Raw genomic sequence first — 4682 nt, forward strand, 5'->3', positions numbered from 1 at the left:
CGGGCCGTGGTGGCCTGAGATACTTTTCCTCCCCTGTCGCGAAGTGAACGGGGGAGGGGGGGCGCGCGTAGCGTGGTGGAGGGGGCGAGCCCCATCCACGGTGTCCGGTCGCGCCCACTCCACCGCCTATCGGCGGTCCCCCTCCCCCGTAAACGGGGGAGGAAAGGGGTCACAGCAGCGGCGCCTCCACTCGCTCCACGGGCCCAAACACCTGGCCGAAGCTTTCCATCAGCGCCGCGTCGGCCTCATCCATGGTCACCGGCAGGCCGAGGTCCACCAGGCTGGTGACCCCGTGCTCGGTCTGGCCGCAGGGGACGATGCCGGAGAAGTGGTCGAGGTCAGGTTCGACGTTCAGCGAGACCCCGTGGAACGAGACCCAGCGGCGCAGCTTCACCCCGATGGCGGCGATCTTGTCCTCACGCGTGGGCGCGCCGGACACGCGGCGCTCCACCCAGACCCCGACCCGGCCGTCGCGAATCTCTCCGGTCACGTTGAACCGCGTCAGGGCGCCGATCACCCAGGCCTCAAGGCCAGCGACGAATGCGCGCACGTCCCGCCGCCGGGCGCTCAGATCCAGCATCACATAGGCCACCCGCTGGCCTGGGCCATGATAGGTGAACTGCCCGCCGCGGGTCGTCGCGAAGACCGGGAATCGGTCCGGCTCCAGCAGATCGGCCGATTTGGCGGAGATTCCGGCCGTGTAGAGCGGCGGATGCTCTAAAAGCCAGATCAGTTCCCCCGCCGCGCCTTCGGCGATGGCGGCTGCGCGGGCTTCCATCGCGGCGACGGCAGCCTCGTATCCGACATATCCGGTCGAGACCGCCCATCCCGCGGGGACGCCGTCGGCCCTTCCGAAATAGGGCGCGGGAGCGTCAGCATTTAACGACCGGTCAAGCATGTCAGCGCCAATGTGGGCCCAAGGATCGGGGGGCGCAAAGCCCCCTTTGATTTCTTAGCGTTTTTTGATGGGTGGGGTTTTGGGTCAGGTTAACGCCGTCAACGTCGAGATTTCGGTGGTGCTGGGTCGCTCCACCCTGCCCATGCAGCAGCTGCTGCGGATGGGCCGGGGTGCGGTGATCCCGCTGGACGCCGGTGTCAACGAAGAGGTGTGGATTCTGGCCAATAACCACCCCGTCGCCCGTGGAGAGATCCAGATCAACGAGGATCGCATCTCCATCGCGGTGACCCGCGCGGCCGATGTTTACGACTATATGGCCGGCGGCTAGCCACAACGCTTCACAAACGCGCGGGGGTTTGCTACCTGCCGCGCCTCACCACGAGCGGTCGTGGCGGAATTGGTAGACGCGCAGCGTTGAGGTCGCTGTGGGGCAACCCGTGGAAGTTCGAGTCTTCTCGACCGCACCAGTGAATCAGGGTCTTTCGCAGCTGCAGAGCTAGAACATCGTCATACGTTAGGAGGGGAGGTCCGCATGAGCCGCGACACCGAACATCCTAAGGACGACGTTCTGGACCTGCGGGCCTCGCGAGAGAGCCTGTCGTCCGCCGAGGTCGAGGACCTCGAGGATCTCGCCCTTGGCGAGGACTACGCCCTAAACCCTGACTTCGTGGCCATGGTCGTCGATGCGATCGACCGTGGCGACGCCGAGCGCCTGCGCGAACTGCTGGCCGCCCTGCACCCGGCCGACGTCGCCGACCTGATGGGCTTCCTGTCGTCGGACTACCGCTCCGAAGTGGTGGCCCACCTCGATCCCGAGGCCCTGGCCGAAATTCTGTCCGAGCTGGACACCGAGATCCGCGAGGATGTGCTCGAGCACGTCCCTTACGCGACCCTGGCCAAGGCCCTGGGGGAGATGGACTCCGACGACGCGGTGGATGTCGTCGACGACCTGGAGGACGACAAGCGCGCCCAGGTGCTGGCCGCCATGCCGGAGATGGAACGCTCGGCCATCGAGAGCAGCCTGGCCTATGAGGACGAGACCGCTGGTCGCCTGATGCAGCGCGAGGTGGTCTGGGCGCCCCAGTTCTGGACCGTCGGCCAGACCATCGAGCACTTCCTGAAGGAAGGCGATGAGCTGCCCGAGCTGTTCTTCGACGTCTATGTCGTCGATCCCTCCCACAGGCCGGTGGGCGCGGTTCCGGTCAGCCACCTGCTGCGCACGCGGCGCGACGCGCACCTGGCCCAGGTCATGGAGCCGATCACCGAAATCCCCGTCCAGATGGACCAGGAGGAGGTGGCCTACATCTTCGACAAGTACCACCTGATCTCCGCGCCGGTGGTGGAGCCGGGCGGGCGGCTGGTGGGTCAGATCACCGTCGATGACATCGTCGGCGTCATCCAGGACGAGAGCGAAGAGGACATCCTGGCGCTGGCCGGGGTGACCGACGCCGGCCGCGACGCCGGCGTGCTGGGCATCGTGCGTTCGCGCCTGCCGTGGCTGATCCTCAATCTTCTGACCGCCACAGTTGCCGTCAGCGTCATCGCCGCCTTCCAGGACGAGATCACCAAGCTGGTCACCCTGGCGGTGATCATGCCGATCGTGGCCTCCCTGGGGGGCAACGCGGGCACCCAGACCCTGGCGGTCGCGGTCCGGGCCCTGGCCAACCGTGAACTGAACGCCTCGAACGCCATGCGCATCTTCCTGCGCGAGGTCAGTGTCGGCGTCCTCAACGGCGCGACCCTGGCCGCCATCATGTCCGTGGCGGTCTTCCTCTGGTTCCAGGACCTGCGGCTGTCCATCACCGTGGCCCTGGCCCTGATCGTGAATGTGTCCATCGCCGCGGTGGTGGGAACCCTCGTGCCCCTGACCCTTGACCGTCTGGGGCGCGATCCGGCGGTTTCGTCATCGGTCTTCGTCACATTCGTGACCGACTTCATGGGTTTCCTGTCCTTCCTGGGCTTGGCGGCTGTGATCCTGTTGTAACCGGCCTCTATCTTGCCCGTTGAGACCCAAGCGCTTCGGCGTCTGTCTCAAACTGGGTCAACTGGCCATGAAACCGCGTCACCAAGTTTCCCGAACCGCGATCGACCTGATCAAGCGGTTTGAAGGGTACCGCCGGAAGTCCGCCCAGCTCGCCGATGGCCGCTGGACGATCGGCTATGGCCACACGCTCACGGCGCGCGACGGGGCGGAAGTCTCCGAACAGGACGCCGAGGCCCTGCTGCTCTACGACCTGATCGCGGTCGCCCACTCGGTCAACGAGTGGACCTACACCCCGCTGACCCAGAACCAGTTCGATTCCCTGTGCGCCTTCGCCTTCAACATCGGTGTGGATAACTTCCGCCGGTCCTCGGTTTTGCGCCGGGTCAATGAAGGCCAGCTGCTGCAGGCGGCCTGCGCCATGGAGCTGTGGCGCAAGGCCGATTTCGAGGGCGAACGCATCGTCATCGACGCCCTGGTCCGCCGCCGTTCGGCCGAGAAGACCCTGTTCCTCACCCCGACCCACGGCTGGGTCCCGGCTCCGTCGCCGATCCTGCGTCCCAATGTGGACATGGACGCCGCCGGCATGGTGCCGCGCGAAACCCCCATGGCGCTCAAGGCGCCGATGGACGGCCCGCGCGCCATCGTCGAGCGCGAAACAGACGTCGTCGCGCCGCACGCGGCCCCGGTTCTGCCGGTGGAGGCCGTCGGCCCCGTCACCGTGGCGGCGGCGCAACCCACCCCGCCCCTGGTGCCGGTCGTCCCGGAAGAGGAACTGAGCCCCACCCAGACGGCGGCGGCCAGCGTCACCTCGCGCCTCTCCACGATCTTCCGCGACACCACGGCCGAAGAACCGGCGCCCCAGGCGCCCTTCGAGCCCGCGCCCCGGGTGGAACCGACGCCTGAGCCTGAGCTCGAGGCCCCTGCGCCGGCCCCTGCGCCCACGCCGGTGGAGGCTGCGCCGCAGCCGGTCTTCATTCAGCCCACCGCGCCGCCTCCCGCCGCGCCCGTCGCCATGGCCGGGGGCGACCGCGCCTTCGTTCTGACGCCGCCGGAGGAGACCTACGAACCCGCACCGATGGAGCGGCCCCGCCTGGAGCTGCCGGTCGCCGCCAACGAATCGCACCCGACCCTGTTCGACCGCCAGACCTCGGCGGCCAACGACCAGCTCACCCTGCCGTCGCCGCCCCGCGAAGAGCGGCGCATCCTGATCGACGACACCCTGGACTACGACCCGGCCTTCGACCTGCTGGAGCCGGAGCAGCCCAAGCTTAGCCTGCCGCTGCTGGTGGGCCTTACCGTGGTGGGCCTGGCCTTCTTCGCCGGCGGCCTGTTCTGGGCGGCCAGCGTCAGCCCCGACAGCGACGGCGGCCTTCTGAACCCCATGACCGTGGGCTGGATGGCGGCGCTCGCCGGCATCGGCTTCTTCGGGGTGGCGGTCTATCTCATGCTCGACCGGCTGGGCCGGGGCGACCTCGACGAAGAGGACGACCTCGACGCCGAGTAAACAAATCCCGGGGGGGATAGTGGGAAGGGGGCTTGGTGCGTATCGCCAGGCCCCTTTCTCGTTTTGGGCCTTGTCGTGCTAACACCGCTGCATGATCCCCAACCCTGGACCTTCGCTGGACTTCGGACTTGGCGAGACCGCCGAGGCCATCCGCGACACCACCGCGCGCTTCGCCGCCGACCGCATCGCGCCCCTCGCGGCGCAGATCGACGCGACCAACACCTTCCCGCGCCAGCTCTGGCCCCAGATGGGCGAGCTTGGCCTGCATGGCGTCACCGTCGAGGAGGAATACGGGG

At 67.8% G+C, this 4682-nt stretch carries 5 protein-coding genes and 1 tRNA gene; 5 read left to right on the forward strand and 1 reads right to left on the reverse strand.

Features of this window, described 5'->3' with window-relative positions:
- Positions 1–169: 169 nt before the first annotated feature.
- On the reverse strand, positions 170–898 hold the full coding sequence (gene lipB / locus RMO97_RS12290; RefSeq protein ID WP_310541358.1) for a lipoyl(octanoyl) transferase LipB: 729 nt from the start codon (positions 896–898) through the stop codon (positions 170–172).
- Positions 899–965: 67 nt separating this feature from the next.
- Here lipB and RMO97_RS12295 point away from each other — a divergent pair, with 67 nt between their 5' ends.
- From RMO97_RS12295 to RMO97_RS12315, 5 genes are all read left to right on the forward strand, one after another.
- Positions 966–1226, forward strand: coding sequence for a FliM/FliN family flagellar motor switch protein (locus RMO97_RS12295; RefSeq protein ID WP_215339996.1), 261 nt, complete (start codon positions 966–968; stop codon positions 1224–1226).
- A 54-nt stretch (positions 1227–1280) separates the two neighbouring features.
- Positions 1281–1365: transfer RNA gene (locus RMO97_RS12300), tRNA-Leu, on the forward strand.
- Positions 1366–1430: 65 nt separating this feature from the next.
- Complete coding sequence (mgtE, locus tag RMO97_RS12305) at positions 1431–2882, forward strand: magnesium transporter (RefSeq protein ID WP_310541359.1); 1452 nt, start codon at positions 1431–1433, stop codon at positions 2880–2882.
- A 67-nt stretch (positions 2883–2949) separates the two neighbouring features.
- The gene (locus tag RMO97_RS12310; protein ID WP_310541360.1) at positions 2950–4386 is read left to right on the forward strand and encodes a lysozyme; all 1437 of its coding nucleotides are present in this window, start codon (positions 2950–2952) and stop codon (positions 4384–4386) included.
- Positions 4387–4477: 91 nt separating this feature from the next.
- On the forward strand, positions 4478–4682 hold a 205-nt coding region (locus RMO97_RS12315), incomplete at its 3' end, for an acyl-CoA dehydrogenase family protein (protein ID WP_310541361.1).

Origin of the sequence: Phenylobacterium sp. (assembly GCF_031425575.1) — a bacterium.
Classification (GTDB): domain Bacteria; phylum Pseudomonadota; class Alphaproteobacteria; order Caulobacterales; family Caulobacteraceae; genus Phenylobacterium.